General features: G+C 78.2%; 15 protein-coding genes. 7 read left to right on the top strand and 8 right to left on the bottom strand.

All coding sequences use genetic code 11. From position 1 onward, the window contains the following. The first annotated feature begins 12 nt into the window (after window positions 1-12). From ACRYMN_RS11345 to ACRYMN_RS11335, 3 genes are read left to right on the top strand one after another with little or no spacing between them, the layout of a single operon-like run. Window positions 13-1524 (top strand): glycosyltransferase, encoded by a 1512-nt coding sequence (locus ACRYMN_RS11345; protein WP_432495051.1) that lies wholly within the window; start codon window positions 13-15, stop codon window positions 1522-1524. After that, complete coding sequence (locus ACRYMN_RS11340) at window positions 1521-2471, top strand: glycosyltransferase family 2 protein (protein ID WP_432495049.1); 951 nt, start codon at window positions 1521-1523, stop codon at window positions 2469-2471. Before ACRYMN_RS11345 ends, ACRYMN_RS11340 begins: the two co-directional genes overlap by 4 nt. Then, entirely contained in the window at window positions 2464-3732 is a 1269-nt protein-coding gene (locus tag ACRYMN_RS11335) for a glycosyltransferase family 2 protein (protein WP_432495047.1), read from the top strand. The genes ACRYMN_RS11340 and ACRYMN_RS11335 overlap by 8 nt, the downstream gene beginning before the upstream one ends. Window positions 3733-3801: 69 nt before the next feature. Here the strand turns inward: ACRYMN_RS11335 and ACRYMN_RS11330 are convergent, their stop codons facing one another. Then, window positions 3802-4398, bottom strand: a complete 597-nt coding sequence (locus ACRYMN_RS11330; protein WP_432495045.1) for a TetR/AcrR family transcriptional regulator — start codon at window positions 4396-4398, stop codon at window positions 3802-3804. 63 nt (window positions 4399-4461) lie between these two features. Between ACRYMN_RS11330 and ACRYMN_RS11325 the strand changes: the two genes are divergently transcribed. Next, window positions 4462-5334, top strand: coding sequence for an oxidoreductase (locus tag ACRYMN_RS11325; protein ID WP_432495043.1), 873 nt, complete (start codon window positions 4462-4464; stop codon window positions 5332-5334). A gap of 103 nt (window positions 5335-5437) precedes the next feature. Here ACRYMN_RS11325 and ACRYMN_RS11320 read toward each other — a convergent pair whose 3' ends face one another. Genes ACRYMN_RS11320 through ACRYMN_RS11310 form a run of 3 tightly spaced genes read right to left on the bottom strand, consistent with a single transcriptional unit; the run spans window position 5438 to window position 9644 of the window. Further along, window positions 5438-5668 carry a hypothetical protein gene (locus ACRYMN_RS11320; RefSeq protein WP_432495041.1) on the bottom strand — a complete coding sequence of 77 codons (231 nt, stop codon included), beginning with the start codon at window positions 5666-5668 and terminating at the stop codon, window positions 5438-5440. Further along, window positions 5665-7899 carry a serine/threonine protein kinase gene (locus ACRYMN_RS11315; protein ID WP_432495039.1) on the bottom strand — a complete coding sequence of 745 codons (2235 nt, stop codon included), beginning with the start codon at window positions 7897-7899 and terminating at the stop codon, window positions 5665-5667. Before ACRYMN_RS11315 ends, ACRYMN_RS11320 begins: the two co-directional genes overlap by 4 nt. Continuing rightward, the gene (locus ACRYMN_RS11310) at window positions 7896-9644 is read right to left on the bottom strand and encodes a lipopolysaccharide biosynthesis protein (RefSeq protein WP_432495038.1); all 1749 of its coding nucleotides are present in this window, start codon (window positions 9642-9644) and stop codon (window positions 7896-7898) included. Before ACRYMN_RS11310 ends, ACRYMN_RS11315 begins: the two co-directional genes overlap by 4 nt. 174 nt (window positions 9645-9818) lie before the next feature. Between ACRYMN_RS11310 and ACRYMN_RS11305 the strand changes: the two genes are divergently transcribed. Continuing rightward, window positions 9819-10805, top strand: coding sequence for a beta-1,6-N-acetylglucosaminyltransferase (locus tag ACRYMN_RS11305; protein WP_432495036.1), 987 nt, complete (start codon window positions 9819-9821; stop codon window positions 10803-10805). Here ACRYMN_RS11305 and ACRYMN_RS11300 read toward each other — a convergent pair. Together ACRYMN_RS11300 and ACRYMN_RS11295 are read right to left on the bottom strand one after the other, a co-directional pair. Beyond that, window positions 10781-11560: a glycoside hydrolase family 16 protein gene (locus ACRYMN_RS11300; RefSeq protein ID WP_432495034.1), complete on the bottom strand. Its 780-nt coding sequence runs from the start codon at window positions 11558-11560 to the stop codon at window positions 10781-10783. The genes ACRYMN_RS11305 and ACRYMN_RS11300 overlap by 25 nt on opposite strands. Window positions 11561-11628: 68 nt before the next feature. After that, window positions 11629-12813 (bottom strand): glycoside hydrolase family 16 protein, encoded by a 1185-nt coding sequence (locus ACRYMN_RS11295; protein WP_432495032.1) that lies wholly within the window; start codon window positions 12811-12813, stop codon window positions 11629-11631. 188 nt (window positions 12814-13001) lie between these two features. Between ACRYMN_RS11295 and ACRYMN_RS11290 the strand changes: the two genes are divergently transcribed. Next, window positions 13002-14216, top strand: coding sequence for a glycosyltransferase (locus ACRYMN_RS11290; protein ID WP_432495030.1), 1215 nt, complete (start codon window positions 13002-13004; stop codon window positions 14214-14216). A 125-nt stretch (window positions 14217-14341) separates the two neighbouring features. Beyond that, complete coding sequence (locus tag ACRYMN_RS11285) at window positions 14342-16438, top strand: glycoside hydrolase family 3 protein (RefSeq protein WP_432495028.1); 2097 nt, start codon at window positions 14342-14344, stop codon at window positions 16436-16438. A 58-nt stretch (window positions 16439-16496) separates the two neighbouring features. On the opposite strand, the gene ACRYMN_RS11280 is transcribed toward ACRYMN_RS11285, so the two are convergent. Both ACRYMN_RS11280 and ACRYMN_RS11275 read right to left on the bottom strand, forming a co-directional pair. After that, window positions 16497-16997, bottom strand: coding sequence for a hypothetical protein (locus ACRYMN_RS11280; protein WP_432495026.1), 501 nt, complete (start codon window positions 16995-16997; stop codon window positions 16497-16499). 124 nt (window positions 16998-17121) lie between these two features. After that, window positions 17122-17928: a 4'-phosphopantetheinyl transferase family protein gene (locus tag ACRYMN_RS11275; RefSeq protein WP_432495024.1), complete on the bottom strand. Its 807-nt coding sequence runs from the start codon at window positions 17926-17928 to the stop codon at window positions 17122-17124. Window position 17929 lies beyond the last annotated feature (1 nt).

Below are 17929 nucleotides of genomic sequence, written 5' to 3'. Positions count from 1 at the left end.
ATCGGGACACCCGTGAGCAACTCGCGAGGAACGACCGACGGGAGCGGGAGCGCACCCGGCGCGGTCGCGGCACCGCAGGGGCCCGCGCCGCTGCTGGTGCTGCAGGCCGACGCCGGCTCCGCGCGCCGGGACGACGTCACCGCCGCCGTGCTGGCCGCGGTGCGCGACGCCCTGGCCCGCACCGGCGGGCGCGCCGCGGGCGGTCGCGCCCCCGGCGGCGCCTACGTCCTGGTGCGCCTGGACGGGCGCCCGCTGACCGCGGTCGACGTGCGGTTGCCGCTGACCGCGGACCGGGTGGCCGCCGCCGTGGCCCGCTCCAGCGCGCACAGCGCCGTCGGCGACGGCGCGCCCGCCGCGCCCGCGGTCCCGCGGCCGCCGCTGCGCCTGCCGTCGGCCACCGTCGTGGTGCCCACGGTGGTCGCCCGCGTGGAGGAGCTGCGCCGGTGCCTGCAGGGCCTGGCGCGGCTGGACCACCCCGACGCGGAGGTCGTCCTGGTCGACAACAGGCCCCGGCGCCCGGCGGTGGACCCGCTGGAGGAGCTGCTGCGCGAGCACCCCGGCGTGCGCGTCGTGCGCGAGGCGGTGCCCGGCATCTCCGCCGCCCGCAACGCCGGGCTGCGCGCGGCCCGCGGCGAGGTCGTCGCCTTCACCGACGACGACGTGACCGTCGACCCCGGCTGGCTGAGCGCGATCGCGCGCCGCTTCGCGCAGAGCCCGGCCGAGGAGGCCGTCACCGGCCTGGTGCTGCCCGCGGAGCTGGAGACCGCCGCCCAGCAGCGCTACGAGCGCCACTACGGCGGTTTCGGCGGCCCGCGCAGCTTCGTGCCCGTCTCGCTGCACCCGGCGCGCGACCGGCGCGGGCGCGTGCGCCGCGGCCTGGTCGACGTGCGCTCGCCCGAGGGCGAGCGGCTGCGCACGATCGCCGTGTACGGCGTGGGCGCCTACGGGGCCGGTGCGAACGTGGCCTTCCGCACCGACGGGCTGCGCGCGCGCGGCGGTTTCGACGTCGCCCTGGGCACCGGCACCCCCACGCGCGGCGGCGAGGACCTCGCGGCGTTCGTGCACGTGCTCGGCGAGGGCTGGGCGCTGGGTTACGAGCCCACCGCGGTGGTGCACCACACGCACCGCCGCGAGGACGCCGAGCTGGAGCGGCAGCTGGTGGGCAACGGCACCGGTTTCACGGCCATGCTCACCTCCCTGGTGCTGCACGACCCCGCGCACCTGCTCTCCCTGGCCGCCCTGGGCCCCGGGGCGGCGGCGACCATGGCGCGCCAGACGCTGCGCCGGCTGCTGCCGGGCCGCGCCCGCCGGGCCGGGGGGCCCGCCGGGCCCGCCGTGCCAGCCGAGCCCGCCGGACCCGCCGTGCTCGCCGAACCCCCCGCACCGCGCGACCCGGCGGCGCGCCGGATGGTGGTGCTGGAGCTGGGCGGGATGCTGCGCGGCCCGGCCGCCTACCTGCGCAGCCGCAGGGCGCACGCCGCCCGCGGCGCCGCCCTGCCGCTCGCGGCGGGGGGCGCCGCGTGAGCGCTCCGGCGGCGACGGGTCCCGCGACGGTCAGCGTCGTGGTCTGCGCGTACACGCTGCAGCGCCTGGACGACCTGGTGGCCGCCTGCACCGCGCTGGGCCGGCAGACCCGCGTGCCGGACGAGGTGGTCCTCGTGGTGGACCACTGCCCGCCGCTGGTGGAGGCCGCCGCGCGGCGCCTGCCGGGGGTGCGGGTGGTGCAGAACGCCGGGCCGCGCGGGCTCTCGGGCGCGCGCAACCACGGCACGGCCGTCACCACCGGCGACGTGGTGCTCTTCCTCGACGACGACGCCGTGCCCGAGGCGACGTGGGTGGAGGCGCTGTGCCGGCCGTTCGAGGACGGCGACGTGGTCGGGGTGGGCGGGTGGGCCGAGGCCGCCTGGGACTCCCCCGGCTGCCCCTCGTGGTTCCCGCGACCGTTCCTGTGGGTCGTCGGGTGCAGCTACGAGGGCCTGCCCGCCGACGGCGCGGACCTGCGCAACCCCATCGGCGCGGCCATGGGCTTCCGCCGCGAGGCGCTGCTGGCGGTGGGGGGTTTCCCCGACGGCGTCGGCCGCGTGGGCACCCACCCGGTGGGGTGCGAGGAGACGGAGCTGTCCATCCGGGTGCGCCGGCGCAGCCCGGGGGCGCGCATCGTGCACCAGCGCTCGGCCGTGGTGCGCCACCGGGTGCGCGCCGAGCGCCGCTCGCTGCGCTACTTCGCGCGGCGCTGCTACTGGGAGGGGCGCTCGAAGGCGATCGTGGCCGGGTCGGTGGGCAGCACCGACGCGCTCTCCTCGGAGCGCTCCTACGCGCTGCGCACGCTGCCGGCCGCGGCGCTGGCCGGCCCGGCGGGTTTCGCCCGCTCCGGCGACCCGGCCCTGCTGCTGCAGTCCGCGGCGCTGCTGGTGGGCCTGGTGTGCACGGTGACGGGTTTCACGACGGGGAAGGTGGTGGCGCGTGGCTGAGACCGGGATCGCGGCCGGGGGGGCGACGGGCCCGCGGGTCCTGGAGCTGCCCGTGTGGTGCGGCGAGCTGGACCTGGCGGAGGTCCCCGCGCAGCTGCCCAGCCCGCGCTCGGGCGCGCGCTCGTACCGGCTGCTGGTGCGCGAGCACGGCGAGCCGGTGGGCTACGCGCACGGTCCGCTGCGCGAGGGCACGGACGTGGGCGAGCTGTTCCGGCGGGTGCGCGCGGAGATGCCCCCGCCCCTGCCGGCGCCGGCCGACGGCCGGCTGCGCGACGTGCCCGAGTCGCTGCGGGTGACCGTGGCGGTGTGCACCCGCGAGCGCCCGGCGGACCTCGAGCGCTGCCTGGAGGGCCTGCGGCGCCTGCGGTACCGCGCGCTGGAGGTCCTCGTCGTCGACAACGCCCCCTCGAGCGCGGCGACGCGGGAGGTCGTCGAGCGCGCCGCCGCCGCGGACCCGCGGGTGCGCTACGCGCTGGAACCGCGCCCGGGCCTGTCCCGCGCGCGCAACCGCGCCCTGGCGGAGGCCACCGGCGAGGTGGTGGCGTTCACCGACGACGACGTGCGCGTGGACCCGTGGTGGGTGCACGGGCTGGTGCGGGGCTTCTCCCGCCGCGCCGACGTGGGCTGCGTGACCGGGCTGGTGGCCACCGCCGGGATCGGCACGGCGCCGGAGGCGTACTTCGACCGGCGGGTGCCGTGGGCGCAGGTGCGCCCGCAGCGGCTGTACGACATGGGCGCCCAGCGCGGCGAGGACGCGATGTACCCCTACGCGGCAGGCGTGTTCGGCACGGGGGCGAACTTCGCGGTCGACCGCGCCCTCGCGCTTCAGCTCGGGGGTTTCGACGAGGCGCTGGGCGCCGGTGCGGCCACGCGCGGCGGTGAGGACCTCGACGCGTTCGTGCGGGTCCTGCAGGGCGGGCGCGCGATCTCCTACGAGCCGGCCGCGGTGGTGTGGCACCACCACCGCGCCGACGTCGACGGGCTGCGCCGGCAGATGTACGGCTACGGCACGGGGCTGACCGCGTTCTACGCCAAGCACCTGGTGGACCGTCGCACCCGCGCGCAGTTCCTGCGCTGCGCCCCGCACGGGGCCGCGCGCCTGGTGCGGGTGGGCTCGAGCTCGCGGGAGGCCGCCGGTTCCGGCGAGGCGCCCGGGAGGGGTTCGGAGGGGGTGCGCGCCGCGGACCTGCTGGTGCGCGAGCTCGCGGGGATGCTGGTCGGTCCGCTGCTGTACGCGCGGGCCCGCCGCCGCGGGCGCTGACACCGCGGGCGCTGACGCCGCGGGCGCTGGAGCAGCGCGGCACGACCGCGCACGGCGCTGCGGGCCGGCTCAGCGGTCGGGGTGGCGCCCGTCGGCCAGGAGCAGTCCGACGGCCTCGTCCACGACCCCGTCGCCGTGCTCCTGCGGGATCCGGCCGGAGACGATCAAGGACGCCACCCCCTGCACCACCGCGGCGATGAGCAGCCTCGTGCGGGTCGGGTCGGCGCTGCGGAACCGGCCCGCCGCGAAGTCGGCGTGGAAGAGCTCGTCGAACGCCGAGAACAGCCGGCCGGCCGCCGCCGAGACCCCCGCCGCCGGCGAGCCGCTCTTGGCGGAGAACATCAGCTCCATGAGCGCGGCGTCGGTGACGGCGAAGCGCACGTACGCGCCCGCGACCGCGCGCAGGCGTCCGGCGAGGTCGTCCGGGTGCCCGGCGCCGGCGGCGGTCACGTCCTCGGTCAGCCGGGCGAAACCCCGCTCGGCGAGGGCGTCCAGCAGCGCCTGCCGGTCGATGAAGTGGCTGCGCGGCGCCCCGTGGCTGACGCCCGCGCGCCGGGCGAGGTCGCGCAGGGACAGGTCGTCGACGCCGCTCTCGCGCAGGGCCCGCTCCGCCTGCTCCAGGAGCACCGCGCGCAGGTTGCCGTGGTGGAACGACTGCCGGGTCACCGCCCGAGCCTACACCCGCAGTAGGCATTGACTAGAAAGTAGGCAGCGTCTACTGTCGGGCTCGTGCCCGCACCCACCACGTCGGCGACGCCCGACCTGTCCACCCGCACCGCGATCGTCACCGGGGGCAGCGGCGGGATCGGCGCCGCCACCGCCCGGGCCCTGGCCGCCCGCGGGGCCCGCGTCGTCCTCGCCGTCCGCGACCTCGACAAGGGCGCCCGGGCCGCGACCGCGATGCCCGGCCGCGTCGAGGTCCGCCCCCTTGACCTCGCCAGCCTCGCCTCGGTCCACGCCTTCGCCGCGGCCTGGGACGAACCGCTCGACCTGCTCGTCAACAATGCCGGCGTCTCCGTGCGCGAGCGGCGGCGCACCGCCGACGGGTTCGAGCTGCAGTTCGGGACCAACCACCTCGGCCCGTTCGCCCTGACCAACCTGCTCCTGCCGCGCACCACCGGCCGCGTCGTGACGCTGTCCTCCCAGGCGGAGCGGTCCGCCCGGCTGGACCTCGACGACCCGAACCACGAGCGCACCCCGTACCGGGAGTCCAGGGTCTACGCGGCGTCGAAGCTGGCGAACCTGCTGTTCACCACCGAGCTCCAGCGGCGGCTGACCGCCGCGGGTTCCCCCGTCCTCGCCGTCGCGGCGCACCCGGGTCTCGTCTCCACCGGCATGACGAACGGCAGCAGCCGGGCCCTCGACCGGTTCCTCACCCGCCACCTGGCCCAGAGCCCGGACGAGGGCGCGCTGCCGGTGCTGTTCGCCGCCACCGCCGACGTCCCGCCGGGCGCCTTCACCGGCCCCGAGCGCGCGATGCACATGCGGGGCGGCGCCACGCTGATCGGCCGCTCACGGCGCTCCCGGGACCCCGGCCTGGCGCGCCGCCTGTGGACGGTCTCCGAGGAGCTCACCGGCGTCGGCTTCGGGCTCGCCGGGTGAGCACGTCCCCGTCCCCCGGCACCACCGGCGGCACCGGCCGGCGCGTCGGGGGGCGGGCCGGCCGGGTGGTGCGGCCCCGGGTGCGGCCGCACCGCCCCGGCGGTCAGAGCACGAGCACGTCGAGGAAGCGCACGACCACGGCGGCCGCGGCGGCCACCGTCAGGGCCAGGGCGGCGCGGGTGCAGCGGCGCACCGCGGGGCGCGCCGTGGCGGTGCCGCCGGAGGGCGAGGTGCCCTGGCGCAGCGCGTCGGCGGCCACGGCGCACCCGACGGCGCCCACGAGCAGCAGCACGCCCAGCCAGCCGCTCAGGGCCGAGACCACCGCGCCGCTCACCGGGTCACCCCCGGCAGCGCGCGCCGCTCCAGCAACCAGGCGTCCGGCGTGCGCAGCACCACCGCGTACCCCTCGTCCGCCCACGCCCGCGCCAGGTCCCACACCCACCCGGCCGGGCGGCCCTGCAGCAGCTGCCCGTAGCGGTCCTGGGTGGAGCTGACCAGCAGGAACCGCGGGTCGCCGTCGGGGGTGCACGCCGGGCCGGGCCCGGTGTCGCAGCGGTCGGGGTCGAGGTAGGCGACGTCGACCTCGGTGATGCGCAGGTACGGCGACAGGCCGGTGCCGTTGGGCAGGCCGACCGCGTCGCCGGCGCGGGCCAGGGCGTACACCTCCTCGGAGGCGGCGCGCTGCCCCGGCGGGGTGCGCTCGAAGGAGACGTTCAGGCCGCGGGTGAGCACCAGCCCCAGGGAGGCGACCACGAGCACCGGCACCAGCGCCAGCGGCGCGGGCACCCGGCGCGCCAGCCGCGCGGCGCGCCCGTCGCCGGCCAGGGCCCGGGTACCGGCCAGGGCCCGGCGCAGCGCCACCGCGGCCAGCGGGGCGAGCAGCGGCGAGGCGTACAGGAAGCAGCGGATGAGGACCTCGCCGCCGTAGCTCTGCACGAGCAGCAGGCCGAAGGGGGCCAGCGCGGTGCCGGCCAGCGCCAGCGCGACGCGCCGGCGGCGCAGCACCAGCAACCCGGCAGCCCCCAGGGCGAACAGCAGCCCGGAGGAGGCCATGCGCGCGAACTGCGCGCGCTGGTAGAGCGGGTCGCCGACCAGCCGGGCGCCGACCCCGGCGTCCAGCGAGTCGCCGGGGCGGCCGATCTCGCCGAGCACCGAGACCAGGTGCCCGGTCCAGTAGTCGGTGGCGCCGTGGGCGAACCAGCCGGCCAGGGTCACGCCGGTGACCAGCCAGAGCAGCCGGAAGCGCGTCAGCCCGGTCAGCGCGAGCACCGCGGCCTGGGCGATGAGGGCCAGGGGCGTGAGCTGGTGGCCCACGGTGATGGCCAGGGCGAGGAGCACCACGAGGAACCAGGTGCGGCGCACGGTCGCGGCCGTCTCCCCCGTCGGCAGGCCCGGCACCCTGCGCACCACCTGCAGCGCGCGGGCGGTGCGGGTGGCGCCCGCCGGGCGCGGCACGGCGGCGCCGTCGAGCAGGCGCAGCGCCACGGCCAGCACGGTCACGTAGCCGACGAAGGCGATCGCCTGCGGGGCGAAGTAGTCCTGCTGGTACCAGTTCGCCAGCAGGTGGCAGAAGACCCCCACCCACGCCCAGCGCACCGAGCGGGTGACGGCTCGGGCCACGACGAACAGGCCGGGCAGCGCCAGCGCCGTGTGGACCACCGGGGCGGCCACGAGGAAGGCGCGCGCGTCCGGCGCGCCGGACAGGGCGGCCAGCTGGGCGGCCGCGGCGAAGAACCCGGGCCAGCTGAAGCGGGCGTCGACGCCGCCGGGCACGGTGCCGGTGAGGGTGATCTGCTCGGCGAAGCCGACGTGCACCCAGCCCACCGGCACGCTGCCGCTGCCGTCGGCGACGGCGGCGGTGGTGTAGGCGATCGCGGCCAGCAGCAGGGCGGCGGCCACGAGCAGCGGGGTGTCCGGCCGCGGCCGCGTCAGCGCCCAGGCGCTCGCGCAGGCGAGCAGGACCACGGCGAGCACCACGCGCCAGCCGACCACCGGCAGCAGGCCGAGGGCGCCTGCCTCGTCCAGGCGCACGTGGTGGGTGCCGGACCACCACAGCAGCCCGGCGAGCAGCAGGCCCGCGCCGGCCAGGGCGCGGTGCGCGAGCGGGGCCGGCGGCCGCGCAGCGGCGGCGGGACGGGTCGCGGGGCGGGCGGCGGGCGGGGTGGCGCGCAGGGCCAGCGGCGTGGCGGCCAGCGCCACGGCCGAGGCGACCCACGCGGAGGCGACCGGCGCCCACCAGCCCTGCGCGATCGCGACGGTGCCGGCGAGCACCGCCCACGCCGGGCCGGCCGCCAGGGCCAGCGCGCAGGTCAGCGCGCGGTCGCGCAGGCCCGCGGCCAGCGCCAGCGGCACCCCGGGCACGCACACCACGAAGAGCACGGCCAGCAGCGAGCGGCCCGGCAGCTGCACGCCGGCGCTGGCGGCGCCGGGCACGAGGACGGCCAGCAGCAGCGCGCCGGCCAGGGCGAGCAGGCGGGGCGCGGGCACGGCGGGGCGCTCGCCGGCGCGGTGGCGCGCCGGCGGCTGCGGCGCCCCGCCCGGCGCCAGCTCGCGCAGCGCGCTCACAGCGCCCTCGCCCGGCGCAGGCGCTGCAGGCACCACGGCAGGCACGCCAGGGCCAGCGCGAAGCGGGCCCCGTCGAGCAGGGCGGTGGCCGGCAGGGCCGCCAGCGCCAGGACGGCGGCGGTGACGGCGCCGCCCTCGAGCAGCACCCGTGGCGGTGTGGCCGGCCACGGCCCGGGCCGCGAGCGCACCGCCCAGCGCTGGGCCAGCGCCTGCGCGGAGTACGCCACCGCGGTGGCCGCGGCGGCGCCGGCGATCCCGGCGAGCGGCACCAGGAGCAGGTTCAGCACGACGTTGAGGACGGCCGCCAGCGCGGTGGAGACGGCCAGGGCCCGGGTGCGCCGCTCGGTGACCAGGACGCGGCCGCTGGCGGTGGAGGCGGCCACCGGGTAGGCGCTGACCGCGACGAGGACGACCACGAGCAGCAGGTCGCGCGGGCGGAAGGAGGCCGGGGCGGCCACGACGAGCACGACCGGGGCGGCCAGCGCCACCCCGAGCAGCACGGGGGTCAGCAGCGCGTAGACGCTGTCGCGGGTGGTGCCCACCAGGGCGCGGCGCTCGGCGTCGTCGCGCACGGCCGCGAAGCGCGGCAGCCAGGAGTTGCCGGCCACGACGATGAGCTGCACCGCCAGGAAGCCGACCGTGTAGGCGACCTGGTAGCGGCCCAGCTCCGCGGGCCCGGCCAGGCGCTGCACGACGACGCGGTCGCCGGCGTTGAGCACGAACACCGACAGCGAGCTGAGCATCAGGGGGGCGCCGAAGACGAGGGCGGGGCGCATCAGGCGCGGGGACAGCGCCCGGCGCCAGCTCGGGCGGGTCAGGCGCCAGCCGACGAGGGCGGCGAGCAGGTCCGCGCCCAGCAGGCCCCACGCGTAGGTGCCGGCCCCCCCGCCGAGCAGCAGGACCGCGCCGAGCCCGGCGAGCTGACCGCCGAAGGCGGCCAGCACGCTGACGACGGTGTAGGCGCGCAGGCGGTCGGCGGCCAGCAGCAGCCCGAGGGTGACCATGACGCCGGCGGCGGGCACCGTCCACCACACGGTGGTCGGCACGATGCCGGCGCCGGTCAGGGTGCCGGCGGGGAAGCCGAACAGCGGCGCCCACCAGCCGGCGGTGCCCCACAGCAGCGCGGTCACCGCGGTCACCACGACCACGGCCCCGCCGGCCAGCGCCCGCACGTCGCGGTCGTGGCCGTCCTCGGCGCGCTGGAGCACCACGGCCTGGTCCAGCCCGACCAGGGCGAGGACCACCAGCAGCTGGTGCAGGGCGATCGCCGCGGCCAGCAGGCCGACCTGCGCGGGGTCGTCGAGGACGTGGGCGAGCACGGGGGCCACCAGCGCGCCCGTGACCAGCTGGGCGGCGGCGACGACCGTGTACAGCAGGCTGCGCCCGAACAGCCCCGCGCCCGCGGGACGGGCGGAGCCGGTGGCCGCGCCGCCGGTCGGCGGTGCGGCTCGGTGGCGCCCGCCCGCGGGGCCGACGGGGACGGGCAGCGGGGAGCCCTGCGGCGCGCGGTGCCGGCCGGTCGCCGGCCGGGCGCCGGCGCGGCCCGTGGTCCCGGGGCCGGGGGTGGCGGGGCTGGAGGTGGCGGTGCCGGAGGTGGTGGGGCCGGAGGTGGTGGGGCCGGAGGTGCTCGCGGGGCCGGAGGTGCTCGCCGGGGCGGACCGAGCCACCGGGACGACGTTCTCCACGGTGCGCTCGGTGCTCGCCCCGGGCTCTCCTGCGGTGCTCGTCCCGGTGCCGGCTGTCACGCGACCATCGGACCAGAGGAGGCGGCGGGCCCGCAGCCGTGCGCGCTGGCAGATCCCCGCCGGGACCGCCCGCCCCGCGCTCGGCGGCGGCCCGGCCGCCGTACGGTCGCCGCGTCCGTCACCAGCGGGGACGGGCGACCGGGGCGGCCGCGCTGCGGCGGGGAGGAGCGGGACGTGTCGCTGGCGGCCGTCGTCATGGCGCACCGCGACGCCGAGCACGTGCGCGCCCTCGTCTCGGCGCTGGAGGACGTGCCGGTGGTCCTGCACTGCGACGCCAAGGCCCCCGACGAGGAGGCCGGGCGCATGGTGCGCGGCTGGGGCGGGCGGGTGCGGGCGCTGCCGCGCACCTCCGCGGCCCTGGACAGCTGGTCGCTGGTGCGCGTGGAGCTGGACGCGCTGCGCAGCGCGCTGCGCTTCTCCGCGGCCGGGCACGTGGCGGTGCTCTCCGGCGCGGACTACCCGCTGCTGGGGGTGCAGGAGCTGCTGGAGGAGCTGCGGGCCTGGGAGGGCGTGTCGTACCTGGCCAGCGTGCCGCTGCCGCACCGGCCGTGGGACACCCCGCGCAACCCCGACGGGGGCCGCTGGCGCACCGCGCACCGCTTCCTCACCCGCGGCGACGACGTGCTCTTCGCCGGCCCGGTGCCGCTGCGCCTGCCCTGGCGGCGCGCGCTGCCGCCGGGGCTGCAGCTGCGCGCCTCCTCGCAGTGGAAGGTGTACGCCCGCGCCGACGTGGTGCGGCTGCTGGCGGCGGTGGACGCGCGCCCGGACCTGGTGCGCTTCTGGCGCAGCACGCTCGTGCCCGACGAGAGCTTCGCCGCCTCGATGCTCAGCTCCCCCGCGCTGACCGGCGCGCCGGCGCTGGCCCACTGCCACGCCACCCCGTGGTTCCAGCGCTGGCCGGCGGCCGGTTCGCACCACCCGGCGGAGCTGACGGAGGAGGACCTGCCCGCGCTGGCCGCCGCGCGCGCCGCGCCGCCGGGGCTGCCCGGGCGGCTGACCTCGCCGCCGGCGCGGGCGCCGCGGGCGTGGTTCGCGCGCAAGCTCTCCAGCGCGCGCAGCGCGGCGCTGCGCGAGCGCGTGGACGCGCAGCTGCGGGCGGCGGGCGCACCTCTCGCGGGCGCACCGCTCGCAGGCGCTCAGGCGGCGCCGGCGCCCCGGTAGCTCCAGGCGGCGACCCAGTCCACCTGCACGTGGCCCTCGGCGCCGGGCCGGGGTTCGCGGCCCGGCGTGGTGCTGGTCTCCGTCTGCAGCACCCAGTGCATCGAGCGCGAGGGCACGCTCGTGGTCGAGGTGCCCACCAGCTCCCCGTCGAGCAGGAAGCGCACCTCGCCCGGGCGCCACTCCACGACCGCGGTGTGCCAGTCGGCGAAGGTGCGCCCGGTCTCGAACTGGTCCTGCCCGCCGGCGGGGTCGGCGTGGTGCATGAACGCGCCGAAGGTGCCGTCGAGGTCGCCCTCGGGGAAGTTGACCTCCCCGTCGTCGGGCCAGCGCTCGGAGTCCGGCCACAGCAGGAACGTCAGCTTGAAACCGGGCACCGGGTCGGCGCGGAAGCGCACCGCGTAGCGGCCGTGGGTCTGCCCGTAGGTGGGCAGGCTCGGCACCAGCGCGGCGCTCACCGGCTGGCCGTCGTCGACGTGCACCCGGAAGTCGAGCACCCCGTCGCGCACGGAGACGACCCGCTCGGGGCGGTACGCGCCGCGGCCGGTGGTGTCCGTCCAGCCCGAGGGGTAGGCGCTCCAGCTGCTCGCGTAGCGCGGGCCGGGGAACTGCCCGACCGGGACGTCGTCGTCGAACTCCTCCACGAACACCTGCCGCCAGTCGGCGGGTTCGGCCGGTGCGGGCACGGCCGAGCGGCGCGAGACGACCGCGTCGCCCACCACGGCGGCGGTGACGGCGGTGGCCACCAGGGCCACCACCCACCGCACGCCGCGGCGGGCGGACCGACCTGCCGCGTCCCGTGGACGTGCCGGCAGGCCGGTTCCCCTCATGCTGCGCGAGAGTACATCACCGCCCAGTCCACGAGGACGTGCCCGGAGGCGGTCGCCGAGGGGCCGGAACCGCTCGTCTCCGTCTGCAGCACCCAGTGCATCGGGGAGGTGGGGACGCTGGTGGAGGTGCCCAGGTTCTTGCCGTCGAGGAAGAACGTCACGCCGCTGGGCGTCCACTCGATCGTGGCGGTGTGCCAGTCGGTGTAGCGCGCGCCGGTGTCCACCGCGAGGCAGTTCGCGGTGGGGTTGCCCACGCAGTGGTTGAACGCGTGGATCGTGCCGTCCAGGCCACCCTCGGGGAAGTCGATCTCGCCCTTGTTCCAGTCGTCGCCGTCCGGCCACAGCAGCCAGGCGGTCTTGTACCCGGGCACCGGGTCGGCCTTGAAGCGCACGGAGTAGCGCCCGTACGTCTGACCGAACCACTTCCCGTCCACCAGCGGCACCGGCGCGGCGACCAGCGGCACGCCGCCCTCGGTGCGCAGGTGCATGTCGAGCACGCCGTCGTGGACGGACAGGACCTTGCCCGGCGCGTACAGGCCGCGCTTGTCGGTGTCCTTGAAACCGTCGTAACCGGTCCACTTCGACGCGTACGCCGCGCCGGGGAAGGAACCGGTGGCCACCGGGGTGGTGAAGTCCTCGCTGAACACCTGCTTCCAGCCCGGCAGGTCCCCGCGCGGCACCGCGGTGGTGGCCACCGGCGAGGTGGTCGGCGTGGGCGTCGGCGTGGGCGTCGGCGTGGGCGTCGGCACCGGGGTGGGCGAGACCGGCCGCGGGTTCGCGGTCACCGGCGGGGTGGCGCTCGTCGAGGCGACGGTGAACGTCTTGTCGGTGCCCACCTTGTACCAGGTCCCGCCGGCCTGCAGGCAGGTGAAGTACGTGTAGGTGCCGGCCGCCAGGCTCCTGCTGGCGGTGACGGTGGTGGCCGTCGGGCTCAGCGCGACGTCCGCGCGCAGCGGGAAGTCGACGTTCTGGCCGGTGGCGCTGCGGGCGCACACGCCCACGCGCTGGACGGTGGCCCCGGGCGTGACCGAGATCCGCGTCGTGGCGGTGGCGGTGGTGCCGGAGACGGAGACGGTGGCGGTGGCGGTGGCCCGCTGCTCGGCGGCGTGGGCGGGCGCGACCGCGCCCAGACCCACGACGCCGAGCACGCCGGCCGCGGCGACGGCCTTGCTGATCTTCACTGCGTGAACTCCCCCGAGCTCGTCGGCGCGCGGGTTCGCGCCGTGGGGAGTTGCTTCGGGCGGCCCGGCGGCGGACTTGAGACTCCCGCGGGCAGGTCCCTGACGCCGGGCCCGCGCGGCGGCGACGCCGGGCACCGCGCGGTGGTAACCCTGGGCCACCGATCCAGCAAGCCACCCGGGGGTCCGCCGTGCGCGTCCTGATCACCGCCCTGCCGGCGCTGGGGCACCTGTACCCGGTGATGCCGATCGCCGAGGCGCTGCGCGCGCGCGGGCACCGCGTCGTGCTGGCCACCGGGGACCGGGCGGCGCACCGCCTGCAGCGGCAGGGCTGGGAGGCGCACCCGCTGGGCGTGAGCACCGAGGAGGCCGCGCAGCAGGTCCTGCGCAGCGGCGTGGACTTCCGCCGCCTGGCGCCGGGCGAGCGCTGGCGCTTCGCGGTGGCCATGTTCGCCGGCGTCCTGGCCACCGCGCTGGCCGTCGAGCTCGCACCGGTGCTCGAGGCGCTGGTCCCCGAGCTGCTGCTGTACGAGGAGATGGCGGCCGGGGCGGCGCTGGCCGCGGTGCGCGCGGGGGTGCCGGCCGTGCGGCACGGCATCGGCCCGCGGATGCCGCCGCCGATGCGCGAGGAGTTCGACCGCGAGCTGGAGCGCAGCTGGGGCGCTACGGGGGGCGGCCCGGTGCCGCCCGGGCTGGCCGGCGCGCTGCACCTGGACGTGTGGCCGCCCGCGGTGCCGCAACCGCCCGAGGTGCCGCAGCCGCCGCAGGTGGCGCGGGCGCCGCAGGTGGCGCGGGCGCCGCGCAGCGCGGCGCTGCGGCCGGCGGCGTGGAGCGAGCCGGGCCTGCCGCTGCCGGAGCTGCTGCGGGCGCACCCGCGCCCGCGCCCGGTGGTGTACGTGACCCTGGGCACCGTCTCCACCCGCGAGTCGGCCACGCTGCGCACCGTGCTGGCGGGGCTGACCGGGCTGGACGTCGACGTGCTGGTCGCGCTGGGACCGGACCTGGACCCCGCCGAGCTGGGCCCGCCGCACCCGCGCGTGCACCCGGTGGCCTTCGTCCCGGCCGACCGCGTCCTGCCGCGCGTGGACGCGGTGGTGCACCACGGCGGCAGCGGCACCTTCCTCGGGGCGCTGGCGGCGGGGCGCCCCCAGCTGGTGCTGCCGCAGCGCGCGCACGACCAGTTCCTCAACGCGCGCGCCGCCGTCGGCAGCGGGTGCGGTCTCTCCCTGGGGCCGCAGGAGGTCACGAGCGCGGCGGTGCACGGGGCGGCCGCGGACCTGCTGGGCGCGCCCGGGTGGGGGCGGCGGGCCCGCGAGGCGGCCCGGCGGGTGGCGGCGATGCCGGGGGCCGAGGAGGTGGCCGCGCAGCTGGAGCGGCTGGCCGCCGGGGGCGGCGCGGCCGGCTGAGCCGCCGGGTCCCCGAGTCGGGTCCCTGACACGTGGCGGCGAAGCCGCGCACGGCTGCGCGGCGGGTGCTTAGCGTCGGCGGCGTCGGCGGGGTGACGGTGCCCCGCCCCGTCGGAGGAGCTCGCATGACCACTCGGACGTCTCGGAGCCGCGCCCTGGGCGTGGCCGCGCTCGTGACCGGTTCGCTGCTCGTCCAGCCCGCGACGGCCGGCGCCCGCGGGCAGGCGCACCTGGATCCCGGCACGACACCCCTGCTGACCGTCGGCGGCCTGACCTTCAAGGACCACGACCGCGACGGCGCGCTGGACCCCTACGAGGACTGGCGCCGCCGGCCCGCGCAGCGCGCCGCCGACCTCGTGGCGGAGATGGACCTCGCGGAGAAGGCGGCGACGATGGTGCACGGCACCGCGCCGGTGCCGTGGGGCCCGCCCGGCGCGACCCCCGCCTACGACGAGCCGGCCGCGCGGCAGCTGGTCCTCGAGCGCGGCGTGACCAGCCTGCTGACCCGCCTCAGCGGCCCGGCGCGGGTGCTCGCGGAGCAGAACAACGCGCTGCAGGACATCGCCGCGGAGGGCCGGCTGGGCATCCCGCTGACGATCAGCACCGACCCGCGCAACCACTTCCAGTCCGTGGCCGGCGCGAGCGTGCCGGCGGGCTCGTTCTCGCAGTGGCCCGAACCGCTGGGCCTGGCCGCCACCCGCGACCCCGGCCTGGTGCGGCGCTTCGGCGACGTCGCGCGCCGCGAGTACCGCTCGGTGGGCATCACCACGGCCCTGTCCCCGCAGGCGGACCTGGCCACCGAACCGCGCTGGTCGCGCATCAACGGCACCTTCGGGGAGGACCCGGCGGTGGTCGAGCGCATGGCCGGCGAGTACGTGCGCGGGTTCCAGGGCGGGCGCGGGATCGGTGGGCGCAGCGTGCTCGCGGTGGTCAAGCACTGGGGCGGGTACGGCGCCGCGGAGGACGGCTTCGACAGCCACAACCCCTACGGCAAGTACGCGGTCTTCGGCTCGGACGACGCCTTCCGCACCCACCTGGACGCGTTCCAGGGCGCCTTCGACGCGGACGTGGCCGGCGTGATGCCCACGTACTCGATCGTGCGCGGCGCCACCGTGGACGGTGCGCCGCTGGAGCAGGTGGCCGCCGGGTACAACCGGCAGCTGCTCACCGACCTGCTCCGCGAGCGCTACGGCTTCGAGGGCGTCGTCCTCAGCGACTGGGGCATCACCGAGGACTGCGTGGACGCCTGCCTGGAGGGCGCCCCGCCCGGCCAGCAGCCCAGCTTCGTCGGTTTCGGCGCGCCCTGGGGCGTGGAGCAGCTCACGCGCGTGCAGCGCTTCGCCAAGGGCATCGCCGCCGGCGTGGACCAGTTCGGCGGCACGGACGACCCCGCGGCGATCGTGCAGGCCGTGGCGGACGGCCTGGTGAGCGAGGAGCGCGTGGACCGCTCCGTGGCCAGGGTGCTGCAGCAGAAGTTCGCGCAGGGCCTGTTCGAGGACCCCTACGTCGACCCCGCCGAGGCGGAGCGCACGGTGGGCAGGGCGGAGTTCCAGGCGGCGGCCACGCGGGCCCAGCAGGACGCCACGGTGCTGCTGGCCAACGCCTCGACCCGCCCGGGCCGGGGCGAGCACGGGCGCGCGGCCGCCGGCGAGGCGGGCCGGGCGGGCGAGGCGGGCCGCAGGGGCGAGGCGGGCCGGAAGGGCGGCAGGGGCGGGAAGGGCCTGCTGCCGCTGGCGGCGGGCACCAGGGTGTACCTGCACGGGGTGTCCCGGGAGGCCGCCGAGAGCGCGGGCCTGACGGTCGTCGACACCCCGCAGGAGGCGGACGTGGCCCTGGCGCGCACCGGCACCCCGTACGAGACGCTGCACCCGCAGTACGTCTTCGGCCGGATGCAGCACGAGGGGAACCTCGCGTTCGAACCCGGGCAGCCGGACTTCGACGCGATCGCGGCGCTGAGCGCGCGACTGCCCACCGTGGTCTCGGTGTACATGGACCGCCCGGCGGTGCTGACCCGGTTGCTGCCGGAGGCGGACGCCCTGCTGGCCGACTTCGGCATCACCGACGAGGCGCTGGCCCAGGTGGTGCGCGGCACGGCCGAGCCGCGCGGGAGGCTGCCGTTCGAGCTGCCCTCGTCGATGGCGGCGGTGGAGGCGCAGCGCCCCGACCTGCCGGCGGACAGCGCCGCGCCGCTGTTCCGGATCGGCGCGGGCCTGCGCTACTGAGGCCGCTCGCCGTTCCCGCCGGGCGCCCGGGCAGCACCGGGCGCCCGGCGGGCGCGGTTCACAGCACCGGCTCCACGGCGGCGAACAGGCTGTACCCGTACGTGGTGCGGTTCACGCGCGTCCGCGCGCTGACCGCCGCGGTGTCCACCGAGGCGGTCCACGAGTACCGGCCCGCGGGGGCGTCCCCCAGCGCCACGTCGCAGGTCGTGAACCGCGCGCGCAGCGAGGCGGTGCTCCCGCGCCGGCGCACCGACACGGGCCCGTCGCACAGCACGTCGCTGAGGTACGTCTTGCCGTCGCGGTCGCTCGGGTCCGGGTCGTGCGCCTCGGTCGTCAGCTCCACGAACACGACGCTGCGCCCCTCCTCGTAGCGGGTGCCGAAGGAGGCGACCCGGCACAGCGGGTGCTCGGCGCTCACCTCGGTCGGGCAGGTGCTGGTCCGCCCGCTGTACGTCACCAGCGGTTCGGGGGACGGCGCCGCCTGCGCCACCGCCCCACCGCCCAGCACCAGCGCGGAACCCGCCGCCACCGCGCCCAGAACACGCGTCGTCCGCTTCACAGCAACCCCCGGAGATCGTCGACCGGTCGCCTCGTACCCCCCGGTACGGCGATCCGTGGACGAGTGTTCTCCCCCGTTCGAGGCGTGCGCAAGCGGTTCTCCGAAACCGTGCGTGACGAGTCGTTCACCCGCGAGGGGGAGCGCTCACCCGGGCGGGACGGGTGCGCGCCGCGGGCACGGCGGGCACCGCCGGCACGACGACCGCCGTGCCCAGCAGCCCGGCGGCCACGCCCCAGCGGCCGGCCAGCAGCGCCCCGCGCGGGCCGTGCGCGCTGAAGGCGCCCTGCGCGTCCAGCCGCACCCGGAACGCGGAGAACCCCGCCCAGTCCGGGTCGAGGGCGGACCACGCCTTGATCAGCGACTCCTTGGCGCTGAACAGGGCCCGGTCGGCGTGCACCCCGGGCAGCAGCGGCGCCAGCTCGGCCAGGTGCTCGCGCTCGTCCGGGTCCGCCACGGCCGCCAGGACGCGCTCGGGCAGCGGCTCGTGGGGGGTGGCGTCCACGCCCAGGGCCACGACGTCGCGCCGGTGCGCCACCACGGCCGCCCGGTAGCCGGCGCAGTGGGTGATGCTGCCGACCACGCCGGCCGGCCACACGGGGGCGCGGCGCACCCCCGGCGGCACCGGCGCGGCGGGCAGGCCGAGGGCGCGCAGCGCCTCGCGGGCGCACCAGCGGCCGGTGAGGAACTCCGCCCGGCGCTCCGGGCGCGCGGCGGCCACCGCCGCCAGCTCCACCGGCGCCGCGCCCTCCCCCGCCGCCTCGACGTCCCCGTCGACCTCCACCGCCCGCGCGCCCGGCGGCAGGAGGGCGCGCAGCAGCATCGGGCGTCCGGGCGCCGGCCCGGCCGGGGACGGCGACGGGTGCGCCACCCCCGCGAGGGGGGTGGCGCACCCGTCGTCCTGCACCACCTCGTCGTGGCGTCGGTCGTGCACC

This window comes from Kineococcus gypseus, from assembly GCF_050871305.1.
GTDB lineage: Bacteria > Actinomycetota > Actinomycetes > Actinomycetales > Kineococcaceae > Kineococcus > Kineococcus gypseus.
This window is presented reverse-complemented; position numbering and strand designations above follow the sequence as displayed.

Coding starts and splice junctions, on each gene's coding strand:
- ACRYMN_RS11285 (WP_432495028.1), top strand. CDS start 14,342: ATGACCACTCGGACGTCTCGGAGCCGCGCCCTGGGCGTGGCCGCGCTC.